The organism is Spirulina sp. CCY15215, assembly GCF_016888125.1.
In the GTDB taxonomy this organism is placed as follows: domain Bacteria; phylum Cyanobacteriota; class Cyanobacteriia; order Cyanobacteriales; family Spirulinaceae; genus CCY15215.
In genome coordinates, this window is sequence record NZ_JACSWA010000352.1 from 14,837 (window position 1) to 29,705 (window position 14,869).

A 14,869-nucleotide genomic window follows, 5' to 3' on the forward strand; every position below is an offset into this window, starting at 1 on the left:
TTGCCAAAACGAAGAAGTCTTCTGGGAAAAGTAGTTCCTCGCGCTCGAAAGGGATAATTTTAGAAGAGAATACTCTGAAGGGAACGGATATTGGCTCTTCCTCTCCTGAAGCTAAATCTACTAATTTTTCGGAGGCAATAGATATTCCCCCGACGGATACGGAGACTCGAGGCGTTGATGACACTTTAAACTCACCCCAGAGCGGTTCTTATGGGGAAAGTCCTCTCTCTGAGCTTCGAGGGGATTATGAGGATAATATGATTCTTGACGACCAGACCGCTCGTGCCTATAACTTGGATTACACAATTCTCCCAGATGGGGATGAAGATGAGGATGGGGATGAGGATGAGGATGGGATGATCGCCGGGAATTCCCTAAAATCGCGCTCGGCTCTTGTCGAACCGACGGAAGAAGAGGAGAATTCTTTTTTAGCTGAGGAGGAGTAAGTGCAAGAAGAAAAGCGAGGCAAAGGAGAAGGGAAACAAGAAGAAAACGAAATTCCCCCTTCTTTTCCCCCCTTAATAGGGCGGGGGATTGCCCATCCTCACTCCCACAACGGTTCTGCCCCTGAGACTAAGGGCGATCGCCATCATGTTCACAATACTGATTCCCAGCGTCGCATCCTCAATCGCTTATCCCGCATTGAGGGTCACGTGCGGGGGGTTAAGACGATGGTGCAGAATGATACTTACTGCCCCGAGGTTTTAATTCAAATTGCGGCAGTGCGCGGGGCTTTAGATCGCGTGGCGAGGTTGATCCTCGACGAGCATTTAAGTGAATGCGTGGCGAGGGCGGCGCAGGAGGGCAATATCGAGGCGGAATTACAGGAACTCAAGGAAATTTTGGATCGTTTTTTGCCATAGTTTTTATGAGTTATGGGTTTTTAGCAATTGGAGGTTGACCAACTTTGAAGCGATACACCCTGCGGATACGCAAGCGAACGCAAAAATCGAGACATTTCTTGATACAATTTGCTCGCCATCGGCTCGATCTTTTGAGTGAGATGGCTTTGGGTTTGGCTTTGGCGATCGCGCTTTCGGCTTTATTCGCCCAGTCTGGCGGGGCGCAAGATGCGGTAGGGACGTTGCCTGCAGCGTCTCTAGATTGGTGGCAGGCTTTTATCTTGGGGATGGTACAGGGACTCACGGAGTTCATTCCTATTAGCAGTACGGCGCATTTAAAGGTCGTTCCGGTGATGTTGGGCTGGGGGGATCCGGGGGTGACATTTGCGGCCACGATTCAGTTGGGCAGCATTGGGGCGGTATTGTGGTTTTTTTGGCAGGATATTGTTGATTTAACGCGGGGGGCGATCGGGGCTTTTCGCAAGGGTACTTATGAGGTGGTGGAATTTCGCATTGCTGTGGGAATTGCCCTGGGGACTTTACCCATTGTCGCTTGCGGGTTGTTATTGAAAAAATTGGTGCCGGATTTGGATAACTCTCCCATTCGCAGTTTGACGGCGATCGCGATCGCCTCGATTGTGATGGGGATTCTCTTAGGTGTGGGAGAAAAGTGTGGTCGTCGCTGGCGAGATTTTCAGCAGTTAAGTGCGCGGGATGGGGTTTTGATGGGATTGGCGCAAGCATTGGCGCTGATGCCTGGAGTGTCGCGATCGGGGGCTACCATTACGGCGGGGCTGTTTATGGGCTTGGAGAGGGCAACGGCGGCACGATTTTCGTTTTTGTTGGGTATTCCGGCGATTACTTTGGCGGGGTTAGTACAGTTTAAAACTGATGTTCTGGATGCCTCGGTGAGTAGCAATGAACTGTGGGTTTTATTGGTGGGGACCCTTTCTGCGGCGGTTTTTTCCTATGGCGCGATCGCTTGGTTAATTGGCTATTTACAACAACAAAGTACCTGGGTTTTTGTCTGGTACCGCGTCATTTTTGGGTGTTTAATTTTAGGCGGAGTTGCTTTAAATTGGTTGAGTAATTAATAGTTGATAGTTGAAAATGACTCGTATTACCAAAGTTTATCCTAATTCTATCGGCGCAGAAATTGGCTTTGAGCCAGGAGATGCGATCGCGTCTATCAATGGGATTAAACCCAGAGATCTAATTGATTATCGCTTTCTTTGCAGTGATGAAGTTTTAGAATTAGAAGTTATTGATGCTTCAGGAAAAGTGCATCAGATTGAAATTGAAAAAGAATATGATGACGATCTGGGATTAGAATTTGAAACGGCGCTTTTTGATGGGTTAATTCAATGTAATAATCATTGTCCATTTTGTTTTATCGACCAACAGCCACCGGGAAAGCGAAAAAGTTTATATTTTAAGGATGATGATTATCGACTTAGTTTTCTTTATGGCAGTTATTTAACTTTAACAAATCTACCAGAAAAAGAGTGGGATCGCATTGAACAAATGCGTCTTTCTCCTTTATATGTTTCGGTTCATGCCACAGAACCCGATCTGAGAATTAGCCTCTTAAAAAATCCTCGGGCGGGACAAATTTTAGAGCAATTTCGCTGGTTTCAAGAACGACGCTTACAAATTCACGCTCAAGTTGTTGTTTGTCCTGGAATCAATGATGGGACACATCTCGAACAAACTTTACTCGATCTCGCTGCTTTTCATCAAGGAGAAATCCCGACTATTATTTCTGCGGCAGTTGTTCCAGTAGGTTTAACTCGCTTTCGTCCCCTAGAGGATGAACTTGTTCCGGTTAGTTTAGAAAAAGCGCAAGAAACGATCGCCTTGGTTAAAAAATTACAAGCACAGTTTCAACAGTCTTTAGGGACAACATTTGCTTGGTTAGCGGATGAATGGTTTTTAATAGCTGGAGAAGAGTTACCGACGGAAAGCCATTACGAAGATTATCCACAAATTGGCAACGGTGTTGGCTCTATTCGTCAGTTTATTAAAGATTTTCAAGCACTAGCCGAGGAGATTTTACCACAAAAACTGCACTCTAGGCGGTCTTATACTTGGGTTGTAGGAAATGCTGTGGAAATGGCGTTTCAACCTTTAGTGAATCAATTGAATGCTGTGGAAGGATTGGAGATAAAGTTGGCAGCGTTGAAGAGTATTTATTGGGGACAAGAAATGACTGTAACGGGATTATTGACGGGACAAGATTTAATCTCAGAATTGTCAGAAAAGGAGTTAGGAGAGGCAATTTTATTACCTTCTCTCATGCTTAAACATGACGATACGAGGTTTCTTGATGATTTAACAGTACAAGAAGTATCAGAACGATTAAATACGCCGATTATTCCTGTTACGGGTATTGAGGAGTTACTGCAAACTTGTATTCGCTTAAGGTGAATTTCGATTAATATTGAAATCAGCAAAAAGACTAAAAATTTCTCGTGCTTGTTTTTGTAAGCTATGGTGAGAGTACCATTCTCGAGCGCAATTAGCAATAGTTTGTCCTTGTTTTAGATTCAAGGTGGAACAATCACTATCTGCTAAATAATAATGGCGATCGCGTTCTAAACCATCCCTTGAAAGGGTGGATCGTCCAGTGATAATCGGAATCAAACCATGAGCGCAATAAGATGCAAATACTGTAGATTTTGCCAAATATTCCGGAGGTATAAAGCATAAAAAACCTGCAACTGCTTCTAACATCAATTGACTGATTGTATCAGCACTTGTGACTCCCATTTCTGTCACGGTGATATCATTTACTGGTGGTAATTGCAAACCAGTAGGAACGCCAATATCATATACTTCCTGAATCTCTAAGGCTTGACAAACTCTTTCAAGGGAAGATAAATTATGCCGATAAACTAGCGTGCGACTGTTATAATGACCGAAAATAATGATCCGTCGCCGACGCTGTTTTAAAGGTAGAATTTCTTGAGGTTCACCGATGTTAGAAAACACAGGAAGAACCAAAATTTCCCGATTTTTTTCATGACTTAACTGTTGGAGAAGAGTGGCATAATTTTGCTTACTGGTAATTGCGCGATCGCTAATATTAAGTAATTTTGTTGCTAGTTTTTTTTGCCAAGGAGATAGCCAAAATGAACTTGTCCAAGGAGGTCCGTGATGATAGGGATAAATTTCATGAAACATGGTAATTAAAGGTTGTTGTGATTCTTTTCGCCATTGTTGTAATCCTTGCAATAACCAAAGAGGATAGCCGCGTTGAGCATAGCCGTATCCTTCATAATTGAGAAAAATAGGGCATTCTCGAGGTAATAAAGACAGAAGAGATTGTGGCGATCGCTGAGAAACTTGACTGATTGCAAAACTTTCAATTTTCGATGCTCCTTGCCCATGAGGATTACCAATAATAAAATGGGTTTGAATCGCAAAATCTCTCGCGATTTGCCGTGCTAAATTTAGAGCATAATCACCGATTCCACCTATTGATGGGGGAAGACTGGGAACAATTTGTAATAAAGTTTTTGAGTCTTTTGTCAGCATAAATTTTAATCAATATTGAGATCTGAAAAATAAATTGAAACATTAGTATCTTGATCGCTCTCAATATCTAGTTTATTCCAAATTAATGCTTGTGGAAATCTCTCTTTTAGTTTAATAAATCGTTGAGGGTTATTTTCAATTAATGGAGAAACAACTAGAATAATGCGTAAATTCTGGGAAGAGAAAAACGGACGATCGCTATAAATACTAAGTGTATCTCCATAACTATGGAAAAAAGACCCGTTAGCTCTAACTAAAGGAATTGTGCGCTGTTTCATTTCTAGCCATGCTTCAAAATTTGTATTTTCATCAATTCCTAAAACAATAATATCTTGAGGTGATGTAATGACTGAATGAATTTGAGAAACAATTGATTTAAGATTAGTTTTTGATAAAATTGGGACATAAAGTTGGTTTTCAGTAGATATATAGGGAAAATTAGAAAGACGTTCAATAACTTTGTCTTTAAGAAAAAAAGAAATATGAAAAAGATTAGGGAGAATAACTAAAAAAGCGATCGCGATCGAGACAATTACTTTTTTTTGTATTGTCTGATAATTCTGTTTCTGAAAGGTTTGAGCTAGTAAATTCCAGAGACTTGCAACTACAATTGCTTCGAGGAGTAAAAAAGAACTAGAGGCATGACGAGTATTATAGATTAAATAATTATAGTTTAGCTTTTGCGCCAAGTAAGCCAAGATAAATAATGGAAAAAAACCTGTCCAACAAGCAAAAACAATAAACTGCGTATCGATGATTTTTCGGGCTTTCAAAACAAGCCAGATTATTAATAATGTTCCCGGAATACCAATGATAGACAAAGGAATTCCTTTTTCATTAAAAGACAAATCGATAAAGGGATTAAAAGAAGTATTAAAATAGATAAGATGAGTAAATAATTGAGATGCTTGAAATAATGATAATCCAGCAGTTCCAATTAAAGCAATCAAGAGAAATATACCATGATTGGTTGGATCGTAATAGTGAGCGAATTCTGTGGAACTTGTAGCTTGATTGATATAATCATAAGACTGAGCAAAAATAAAGTTAATTTTACCTAACAATAGATAAGGAGTCAAAAAAAGTAAAACACTTAGGAAAGTTCCTGTAATCTTTTCTCTTAAACGAGTTTTTTGTTTATATTTTATGAGCCAATAGTATTGCAAATATAAAAATAAACAGAAAGCGACAATAAATGCTGAGTATTTTAGCCAATAAATCCATCCTAAAAGAAAAGAAATGATCGATAAATTTATTACTTTTTTCTTTTGGTTTGTGGCACTTATATTCAACAAATCGGTTATATATAAAACATATAAAAACAACCAAGGCATTATTCCAAAAGGGAATACTTCACCATTGATTAGCTCCGTTGCTCCACCAATGCCTGAAACTGTAGAATATAAGGGCAGAATACAAGCAAAAATACTCAGACTTATGCGATCTATACCGACTCGACTGGCAAGGGTTATCCAACCAAAACATCCTGATAAATAAAAGAAGTAAACTGTTAATTTACTACTAATACCCAAAGGAATTCCTAAAGCGCGTAAAGGATAAAGTAGAATGGTGATTCCAGGAGGATACCAAACAAGCCAAGTGTTTTTATCTTGAGACAAATCTGTTGCATTCGGTATGGTAACAAAATTTAAAAATGGTATTTCTCCTCGAACGAATTGCTGTACAGAATTGAGAAGTAGAGCAATATCATCTTTGACAGTTAATGGATATAAAGAGCCGATCAGAAATAGTAAACTGACCAAAGAGAATGAGATCAGAAATGCAGGAAAGCTCTTTTTTTGTTTAATTGAAATAATTAAGTTTCTCATTATTTTCAGTACTTTACATTTAGAAGAAAGTCTAAGACTCTTGATTTATTTTTTTGGGGTAAGGATTCTCACAAATCCTCCTGCTAGTCCTTTTTCAGGATTGCGTAAGCGAATATTTTGATGGATTAATTCAGAGGTACAAGGGAGTTCTGCATTCCAGCAACGATCTTCTGAGGTAAAGAAACCAGGCGATCGTTCCCATCGATAATTAGGATCGGGGATAAGATAAGTAATATCATTGATTTTGCGCTGAACAAAGTAAGAAGGATTGAGAGTTCTAATTCGATCGGGTAATAACCAATGAATTTGGTTCTCTGAAGAAATCAAAGCTGTTTTAAGAGGAACTAAACTGACAAGAAGTAACAAAAATCCCAAAAAAAGTTGTGCTTTTATTGTACGGTAATATCGCCAAATAACAATACTAAAAATTGTAGATAAACCGAGCAATAATACAAAAGTTGGTGAAAAATTAAGCCATAAATTTGCCGTTCCAACAATAACCCAAATTCCCGTGATTTGCCAAGGAGAGCGCTGCTGGCAATAGATGGCAATGAGTAAAGCCGGAATTACAAAAAAGTAGGTAATTCCTATTCTTAAGTAAGGACTTCCATACATTACAAAAATAGTGCCGATCGCTCCTAATCCAATTAAATAATTTTGCCCAGGAACTCGCTCTTTTTTTTGCAATACAAAGAAGCCTAGGATAGAACAAGAGATTAAAAAGACGGCTCGTTTTTCTTGTTGTAGCCAATTTATCACCCACTCCCATGTTTGGTAGTTTGGAGGTGCTGTTGGAGGACAAGTCCATCTCGCACAATCTTTGAGAATTTGAGAAATTATTTGAACTGTATCTGTACCAAGAGACCAAGGTAAAAAATCAAGACAAAATAAAGAAGAAGGGAATAGAGGACATCCTGTTGCGGTTATAGCATAACCAAATAAAGGAAAGAGTAAAACGATCGCAAAAATTCCTCCTCCAATAATTCGTTTCCATTGCAAAGAAGAACTGAAGCTGAAAAAAACTGCAGCAGTTAACAATAATGGTAATGCACTTAGTTTACTGGTAACGGCGGCTGTGGCTAAAATAATGGGAATTAGATAAGGATCGAAGGGTGTTTGCTTAGGATTTGGACTTTCACCAGCTAAAACTAAAATAGCCCAAGTTATTACCATTGCTAAAATTGTGACAGCAACATCGGGGGAGGGAGAAACTGGAAGGTTAAACCAGATAAGAACGGGAAGACAAAGGAAGGTAGAAATAACAAAAAACCAATCGCTTAATTGCTGTTTTTGTTTGATAATTCGGATGCTGCAAATTGCGAACTGAACCAATGCCAAAAAAACAGCAAAACCTCCTGTTACTGTAGTCGCGCGATCGGTTAATATCCAGGCATTAAATGATGCAGCTAAGGCCAACCATGAGGAAGGATAACCCAAAGTATAGTGAATTAAACTTAGCCCAGGAACAACACCGTATTCAGATAGCCATTTAATTACCGGGAAATGATAAAATCCGGTATCGTAAGCGATGACTTTTTGGGAAGCAAAAGCGGCTAAAATAAGCATGAGGAAACTGAGAAATCCCCCCCATCGCCATGAGAAATGAGCCAATATTGTGTTGATTTCTCGATGGGTATTTTGGGGGTGATAGGTTATAATCAAAAATCCTATCGTGATAAGTAATCCTATAATTGGTGAAAGCGGTACAAATAAAGAAGCACCGAGAAGAGAAATTGCGATGAAAGATAGTCCCAACCATATCGCTAGGATTGTGCGATCGCCTTGTTTCCAAAAAGATTCTGTCTCAAGACGATGCAAGATACCAACTCCGATAAACCAACAAGTTAATGCCAAACTCAGCCAAATAATTAGTAAAAATAGCATATTAATAAAATCTAGTTCTTAGTTATTTTTTTATTTCTTGTAACCAATTAGTATAAGCAGTTTCAATATCTTGAAGCGCTCTATTCCATCTTAATGTTTGCACTTTTTTATATCCATTTCGAGCGATATTATACCGCAAAGTTTCATTACTGAGTAAAATCTTAACACCATTGTACAAATAAGGAGAAGATATTGGCTCTAATAGCATTATCTCTTCTCCCGAGTCAAGACCAACCGCAAATCCGACGGGACTGGTAATTACCGCACAACCGCAAGCCATTGCTTCTGCGATCGCCAAACCGAAACTCTCATAAATGGAAGGAACAAGCATAATTGAAATAGATTGATAGACTTTAGCGAGTTCTTTTTTACTTTCAATAAAAGGAATCACTTCAATGCGATCGCAGATTTCGACTGGAAAATAATCTTTCTTTTTGAAGTCTTTGCCAACTCCAATTATTTTGAACTGACATTGAGGAAATTCGGACAATATTTGCGGGATATCTTGTTGAATAATTTTGATGCCTTTACGAGCAATCCAAGAACCACAATATCCTAAAATTGGCGATCGCTCAAAATTGACATCTAAATTCAAGTAATCATCCGATAACCCTGAAGGAATTGTCAGGATATGTTGTTTGTCCCCATAGCCTTGTTGAAGGGCATAATCGCGATCGAAATCAGATTGAGTAACGATCCCATCTACAAATTTAAAAGCATTTTTAAACAAGAAACTTTGATCGAGTTGATACCATTTTTGGTTTGTATTTAAAGTTTTCTCATATTGTTTCATTATTTTATTAAAGTGTGTTTCTATACCGTTAGAATGACTAATGAGAAGATATTTATTTTTCCAGAAATAGTTCAAAAAAATTACAGTTAGCCAGGAATCTCCACCATAAAACTCAATAATATCATAATCTTTTTGGCGAATTTGTTGGAGGGTAAATCCCAGCATTCCTAAAGCAATACGATAATTATTAGCTCTTCCTCGCATAAATTGCAAAGGTTCATAAGAGTCTGGCCCAAAACTATCAACTTTATGGCCTAATTGACTCAAACCTTTACAAAAATTAACAGTTACATATCCCGAACCTTGGGACTCGACAAGAGGACAGTTACTAATTGAGAGAATTTTCATAGGTTTGTTGTGGATTTTTCCCATCGCGATCGCACTTTTGCTAAGATATCTGGAAGATAAAATAGGAGATTTTTGTGTTTGCCTAAATAGAAAGAATAAGAGGCTAAATAACGAAGAAATTTGCAATAGTTTCTTTGCAAATAGAGATTATAACAGATACTAGAATAAAGGCGACTTTCATACATACTAACAGGACGGCGGGTAATTGTTTCCGATTCTGCATAATGTTCTATATAGGCACCCGAAATACAGCGACTGTGAAAACCATTCATATACAAATATGCCCCAAATTCAAGATAACTTTCACCATAATTATACTCTTCGATCGCGCGAAATCCGCGATCGTAAATCAAGCGAGGATAAATTGTGGAACCATCAGCAATACCCCAATTATTATCGGGGTTGGTAATGCCAATTCCTGTCCCCGAGGCAGAAAGTTGATTAGCCACTGCAACTTTTTTGTAAAATTTACCATCAATAAATCCCAATTCTCCTGTTGTCCAAATGGCTTGGGGATCGATGGCGATCGCGTCTAAACACTGTTGCAAATGACCGGGAGGAAGGATATGATCGTCATCCATTGTGCGGATGTGAGTCCCATGACAGGCTAAAGCGGCATGGTTTCTGTTAGCATATAATCCCCGTTGACTACCTTTAATATAGCGACAATCCCAGCGATCGGCTACCTCTTTTATCGCATTTGTCCATTGTGGATCCGAATCATCGGAAATAACAACTTCAAAGGGCTGTCTATTTTGCGATCGTAGGCTTTGTAAACAACGATTTAAGGAGTCGGGACGGTTGCGGGTGAGAAGTGCAATACTTAAGCGAATTTCTGAAGGTTTCATGGCAATTTTTGCAAACTCTCTTGATAAACATTGAGAGTATCCTTCGCTATTTTACGCCAAGAAAAGCGTTTGGCAATTTTTACGCATTCTCGGGACAGGCGATCGCGATCGTCTTTAGACAGTTGTAAAAGTTCAATTAATTTGTTGCTAAATGCGTCTATATCTCCTGCTTTTACCATGAGAGATATTTCCAAATGGTGCAACATTTCGCGAGGACCCGGAACATCATAAGCAACTGTGGGAAGTCCAGCCGCAAGTTTTTCTAAGACAGCAAAACCAAAGCCTTCAATATAACTGGGAAATGCCCCAATGGTTGCATTTTTCAATAATTCAGGAAGATCGTCGCTATGGTAACTGGGAATAATTTTAATTCCATCTTCTCTCGATAATTGTAAGTCTGCAATAATTTTTTTACTTCCTACTCCTGTACCCAAGAACAGAAAACGAACCTTGGGAATACTGTTACGAACTTTTTGTACAATTGATTGCCAATCTTTTGAACCCTTACGAGGACACCATGTACCGATAAAAACAATTTGAGGAGGGAGTGTATAAGAGGTTTTAGCGTTAACAATTTGAGTGAGTGTTTCTTGTCGAGATTGGGAAAGACCAAAAGGGAAAACAGCACATTTTTTGCCCAATTTTTTAGTTTGTTCGAGATATTGTTTTTCGTCACTATTGGGAAGGTTAATTAGATCGCAGGTTTCGTAAGTGCGAAAACAATAATCGAGTTCTTTGCGATCGCGCCATTTTAACAATTTATGAACAATTTTAGTTTTCAAGTTTGTTGTGGGAAGTTGGGCAATTTTAGTGCGATTAAATTGTTCGTATAATGGATAAAGTCCCACAGAACGAGTCACTAATAAACCGGAAAAACCCAAGGCTGTTTTAGAAATAGGCAAGTTTCCTTGATGTGCGTCGATGATATCAAAACGATGGCTATTTTCTCGAATATAGGCGATCGCTTTTTGAGAAAAATGCGATCGGGTTAAAGTTGCCAAAAGTGAAGGATTTTGCTGAGGAAAAGCATCTTCTAGATCGAATTTTTCAATAATATGTCCTTCTTTTTGCCATTCTTCGGCGAGTTCTAATTGTACTCGAGATGCGCCTAAATTTCGCTTTAAAGGAATGTGAATCATTAATAAGATTCTCATTTTTTAGATAATTTATTTGATTATTATTCTATCTTTGAGGAGGAAACAATTGAGATAAAGAAACTTCTAAATCGGGAAAAGCGAGAGGTACAATAGTTTCTGTTGTATTCAATTGTTGTTCGGATTGATAGCCAGATGGACTCGGATCGCGGAAAATATAAGCTCGATTTTCGCTAACATTTAATAACCAATATTCGGGAATATTTCCTCTTGCATAAATTGGTGCTTTTTCCTGATAATCTTTATGAAATGTTGTGAAAGCAATTTCAATGAGAAGGAAAATATCTTCTGGATGAGGGTGGCGATCGCAGTAGAAATTAGGATCAATGCGAACAATTGCAAGATCGGGTTCGGGTTCGGATGTGGTTAGGGTAATGGGGAGTTGAATACGGACTGAAGCAAGACCTCGCAATCTATTTTTCAAGTATTCATCGCTTCGTTGTGTTGTTCCAGCATGGAAAGTACCTTGAGGTGACATTTGGACAATACGACCCTCCAAAAGTTCTACTTTATCATCTTCTGTCAGAATACCTGCTTCTATCATCTGATGGTATTCTTCAACCGTCCATAAGCGAATTTGTGTTGCGGTCATTTTTCAAAGTGGGAAAATAAACTCTCTAGACTTATTTTAAACTAAATATTGAGGATTGCACCAAAATTTGTGGCGAACTGGGGTGACATAATGCCTTAATACAGTTTTCTCTGTTGCATAGCGATCGCGAAATATAAATTCATCATCTCGACTCATAATATACCGATCTTTTGGTAATGGTTTTGACTTTTCTCGATGTAAGGTTAAGTGCATCATAGTTTGTTCTGTAAAATAATTAGGAGGTTCTTGAAGATTCAAAAATCGTTCCATTGCAAAGTCCCAATTCACTTTTTTCTTAAATATAATAAAACCACCGTTGATGGGATTTTCGCGTTCTGATTCTTGGAGAATGCGTAAATCAAAAGCAGGATCGATATCTGGTAAATAATAAGAGTGAGGATCGGCAGTTTGGATTAAACTTTCCAGTTCTTTTGCTTGAGGGAAGAAGAGAATATCTGAATCTGTATAAATTGAAACGCGATCGCAAGGAATCGATAAAATTGCCGCTAGTTTTTTCCCCATTGGATTAATAGCTGCATATTCATAAACTTTTTGAGGTAATCCTCGCGTAAATTCAGATAAAGAAATGACGATAATACAAGGATGTATACTTTTCAGTAATTGGCATTCTCGATCTGAATAACCATCAGAAATGACAGTAAATTGTTCTGGAATTCCTGCATAATTTAAAAAGCTACAAATGCTGGCAATTTGTTCGGGTAAGTCTCTGGGACAGGATAGGGAATAAATAGCGACTTCGATTCGTTTTTCTTGTTGAATAGGACGGCGAATAATTCGACGCATTTGTTTCTGATAAAGCGATCGCGTAATTTTTCCTTGTAATCTTGCGAGACGATAACCAATGTTAACCATTTGATTTTATCTGAGAATAAATTTGTGAACGAACTTGTTCTTTTATTGTAATTAATTTCTTTAAATTCTCTTCACCTACCCAAGATAATCCATATTTTAAACCGATTCCACTGATAACAGATTGAATTCCAAACATTTTAACAAGTTCTCCTACTGTTTGACGAAAAATTTTAGCCCGTCCTTTGGCAAAATTATCTAAACATAGTCCATAAAGACAGCTTTTTGCTTTATCGCGAATCTCGCGATCGCAAGTTTTATCAAAATAAACTTGTTGGCATAACTGAAAGGCTTCTATTGCCCAAATATCCATCTGTTGGGAGGATTTTGTCAAGTCATAAAGCCGCCAATTGGCAATAATTTTAGGCTCAAAAATAAACTTATATTGTTTAAGTAATAATCTGAGAATAAATTCTTGATCCATACAATGTTTTAAATTAATATCAATAAAATTCTCTTCCTGAAAAATCTTAGCAGTATAAAAAACCGAATGATTTGTCACCGCAGAATAGGGAATCATATTCTTAATTGTAGCAGGTTGTACGGGATAGTCTGCGATGAATTGACTCTCGCGATCGATATGCTTAACTAACCCATAAATAACATCAACTTCTGGATGAGAAAGATAAGTTTTAGCCGCATATTCAAAAGCATGAGGCTGATAGGTATCGTCAGAGTTTTGCCAGCCAATTAAATCACCTGTAGCACGTTTAAAACCCTTATTGAGTGCATCGGATTGTCCGCGATCGCTTTCACTCACCCAATAAGCTAAATAAGGTTCGTATTTACGAATAATTTCTACACTCCCATCGGTACTTCCTCCATCAATAATAATATATTCTAAATTTGGATAACTTTGTAAAAGAACGGAACGAATTGTTTCTTCTAAAAACTCTGCTTGATTGTAACTGGGAGTGATAATAGTAATGAGAGGATATTCTACTCGATCTGCTGAAATCAGAGGTAAGATTTGGCTTTGTTCTGTCCAGCACCATCCTGTTTTATTTGACGGTGAAGGAGGTAAGTTTTTTGAGGTTAATACTGTTTTTATAATCGCCATAAAGAGAAGAGATTAAAGAAGAGATTGATAAGTATTAATTGTTTGATTAACAGTTTTTTCCCAGCTAAATAACTTTACTTGTTGTTTCCCTTTCTCAATTAAACGCTCCCGTTCTAAAGGATTCTCTAACAAAAATATCATAGAGTCAGCTAACTCATCAACCGATGTTGGCTTAAATAATAAGGCAGCATCTCCCACGATTTCGGGAATACTAGAAACATTGGATGCGATCGCAACAGTTCCACAGGACATTGCTTCCAGAGGAGGTAAACCGAATCCCTCATAAAGAGAAGGATAAACTAAAGCAATACTTTTATGATATAGTTGGGCAAGAGTGCGATCGTCAATGTGATCGTAAAGAATAAGATAATCAGTTAAATTTAATTCTGTAAGTTCCCTTTTTTCTTGTTCGCTGAATGCTGAACTAACTAAACAAAGTTTAATATCTTTATAAACGGAAATGACTTTCTTAAATGCTTTTAAGAGAGTTTCGACATTTTTATAAAACCAACGACTACCAACATATAAAAAATAAGGCTGTTCAATCAGAGTGCGATCGCCAAGAACTAAACTTTGATGAAGTTCTGATGCTAAATATGTAACTTTTACTTTTCCTTCCGCATGGGGATAGTATTTTAATAAATCTTGATGGGTATTTTCAGAAACGCATAAAATTGTATCTGCGGCTGCAATTGCTTTATCTTTAATTTGTGCCTGTATTCCTTCAGGATCTAAGCGATCGGCAAAAATTTCATGAATTGTATCGTGAACAGTAATAACAATCGGTCGAGAAATCTGCGATATCTCTCTCTGATTTAAAAGATTATAATAGGTTGGATGCCAAAGATCAGGATGAACCTTCCCTTCAATCCATCTAAAATAATAAGGTTCGATAAAATAGGAAATTCGTCCTGGATGTAATCCGAAACGATGATAACATTTCAGCTTTAAATTAGAGTGTTGCGGACAACCTATATGGCTAATTCCTGTTGTTGTTAAAATAGGAGTATAGCAATCGGGTAATCGTTGAATCAAATTCTGAAAGTAACGATTGACTCCTCCCGTTACTTGCATTTTATAGATGCTACCATCGTAGAGAATCCGCATTATAA

13 protein-coding genes are annotated in these 14,869 nt (G+C 38.0%); 3 read left to right on the forward strand and 10 right to left on the reverse strand.

Annotation, left to right across the window (positions count from 1 at the left end):
* The first annotated feature begins 533 nt into the window (after window positions 1-533).
* The 3 genes from JUI58_RS08540 (at window position 534) to JUI58_RS08550 (ending at window position 3,269) form a co-directional block, all read left to right on the forward strand.
* Window positions 534-863 carry a metal-sensitive transcriptional regulator gene (locus JUI58_RS08540; RefSeq protein WP_348539864.1) on the forward strand — a complete coding sequence of 110 codons (330 nt, stop codon included), beginning with the start codon at window positions 534-536 and terminating at the stop codon, window positions 861-863.
* Window positions 864-961: 98 nt separating this feature from the next.
* Window positions 962-1,936, forward strand: a complete 975-nt coding sequence (locus JUI58_RS08545; RefSeq protein WP_239121341.1) for an undecaprenyl-diphosphate phosphatase — start codon at window positions 962-964, stop codon at window positions 1,934-1,936.
* 16 nt (window positions 1,937-1,952) lie between these two features.
* On the forward strand, window positions 1,953-3,269 hold the full coding sequence (locus tag JUI58_RS08550) for a TIGR03279 family radical SAM protein (protein ID WP_204103343.1): 1,317 nt from the start codon (window positions 1,953-1,955) through the stop codon (window positions 3,267-3,269).
* Here JUI58_RS08550 and JUI58_RS08555 read toward each other — a convergent pair.
* Genes JUI58_RS08555 through JUI58_RS08600 form a run of 10 tightly spaced genes read right to left on the reverse strand, consistent with a single transcriptional unit; the run spans window position 3,261 to window position 14,864 of the window.
* The gene (locus JUI58_RS08555) at window positions 3,261-4,379 is read right to left on the reverse strand and encodes a glycosyltransferase (protein ID WP_204103344.1); all 1,119 of its coding nucleotides are present in this window, start codon (window positions 4,377-4,379) and stop codon (window positions 3,261-3,263) included. The two genes, JUI58_RS08550 and JUI58_RS08555, sit on opposite strands and share 9 nt — an antisense overlap.
* Before the next feature lie 5 nt (window positions 4,380-4,384).
* Complete coding sequence (locus JUI58_RS08560) at window positions 4,385-6,208, reverse strand: hypothetical protein (RefSeq protein ID WP_204103345.1); 1,824 nt, start codon at window positions 6,206-6,208, stop codon at window positions 4,385-4,387.
* Between the two features lie 45 nt (window positions 6,209-6,253).
* Window positions 6,254-8,092: a hypothetical protein gene (locus JUI58_RS08565; RefSeq protein WP_204103346.1), complete on the reverse strand. Its 1,839-nt coding sequence runs from the start codon at window positions 8,090-8,092 to the stop codon at window positions 6,254-6,256.
* A gap of 22 nt (window positions 8,093-8,114) precedes the next feature.
* Window positions 8,115-9,233 (reverse strand): glycosyltransferase family 4 protein, encoded by a 1,119-nt coding sequence (locus tag JUI58_RS08570; protein ID WP_204103347.1) that lies wholly within the window; start codon window positions 9,231-9,233, stop codon window positions 8,115-8,117.
* Window positions 9,230-10,081, reverse strand: coding sequence for a glycosyltransferase family 2 protein (locus JUI58_RS08575; RefSeq protein ID WP_204103348.1), 852 nt, complete (start codon window positions 10,079-10,081; stop codon window positions 9,230-9,232). The genes JUI58_RS08570 and JUI58_RS08575 overlap by 4 nt, the downstream gene beginning before the upstream one ends.
* Entirely contained in the window at window positions 10,078-11,235 is a 1,158-nt protein-coding gene (locus tag JUI58_RS08580; protein ID WP_204103349.1) for a glycosyltransferase, read from the reverse strand. Before JUI58_RS08580 ends, JUI58_RS08575 begins: the two co-directional genes overlap by 4 nt.
* Window positions 11,236-11,263: 28 nt before the next feature.
* Window positions 11,264-11,827 (reverse strand): Uma2 family endonuclease, encoded by a 564-nt coding sequence (locus JUI58_RS08585; RefSeq protein WP_204103350.1) that lies wholly within the window; start codon window positions 11,825-11,827, stop codon window positions 11,264-11,266.
* 36 nt (window positions 11,828-11,863) lie between these two features.
* Window positions 11,864-12,700: a hypothetical protein gene (locus JUI58_RS08590; RefSeq protein WP_204103351.1), complete on the reverse strand. Its 837-nt coding sequence runs from the start codon at window positions 12,698-12,700 to the stop codon at window positions 11,864-11,866.
* Entirely contained in the window at window positions 12,693-13,757 is a 1,065-nt protein-coding gene (locus JUI58_RS08595) for a glycosyltransferase family 2 protein (protein WP_204103352.1), read from the reverse strand. Before JUI58_RS08595 ends, JUI58_RS08590 begins: the two co-directional genes overlap by 8 nt.
* A 12-nt stretch (window positions 13,758-13,769) precedes the next feature.
* Complete coding sequence (locus JUI58_RS08600; RefSeq protein WP_204103353.1) at window positions 13,770-14,864, reverse strand: glycosyltransferase family 1 protein; 1,095 nt, start codon at window positions 14,862-14,864, stop codon at window positions 13,770-13,772.
* Window positions 14,865-14,869: the final 5 nt, after the last annotated feature.